This window comes from Burkholderia sp. APQ4-4ca (genome assembly GCF_057837105.1).
Genome location: NZ_JBYQCG010000027.1, coordinates 1 through 528 on the forward strand (window position 1 = coordinate 1; position 528 = coordinate 528).

Genomic DNA, 528 nt, shown 5'->3' on the forward strand with positions numbered 1-528 from the left:
GGACCCTCTCGTCGAGCTGAGGTCGCATGAACAGATACCCCATAACCGTCGCTGCTGCCGGCATAAGGCCCACAGGAGCAATGCGCAGAGTTATCCTACCGTTCAGCCGCCATTGGCCATACAAGGCTAGCCTGAAAAAATGAATAAACCCAAAACAGGGCCGCAAGACCCGAAACTGCTAGACAGGATCAAGAACCTGGCTATTCAAGCGATGTTTTCTGACGATGAGCTGCTGGAGCAGTTGGTGCTGAAAGGTGGCAATGCGATGGCACTGGTTCATCAAATCAGTGCGCGCACGTCGGTCGATCTCGATTTTTCATTGAAGCAGGATTTTGGCGAGAACCTCGAGGCCGTCCAGGCAAGAATTCTCAAAACCTTGTCAGATACGGTCCGCGCCGACGGGTTCGAGGTTTTCGACTTCAAGATGGTCGAGCGACCGAAGACCATGACGGCAGACATGAGGGATTTCTGGGGAGGCTATGGCGTCGAGTTCAAACTCGTCACCACAGAAATCCATGCGCAGTACGC

General features: G+C 53.6%; 1 protein-coding gene. It reads left to right on the forward strand.

Going from position 1 to position 528, the window contains the following annotated elements; translation table 11 throughout:
- Window positions 1-139 precede the first annotated feature (139 nt).
- Window positions 140-528 (forward strand): nucleotidyl transferase AbiEii/AbiGii toxin family protein (locus tag AC3IFE_RS01485; protein WP_489189383.1); only part of this gene is annotated, 389 nt, incomplete at its 3' end.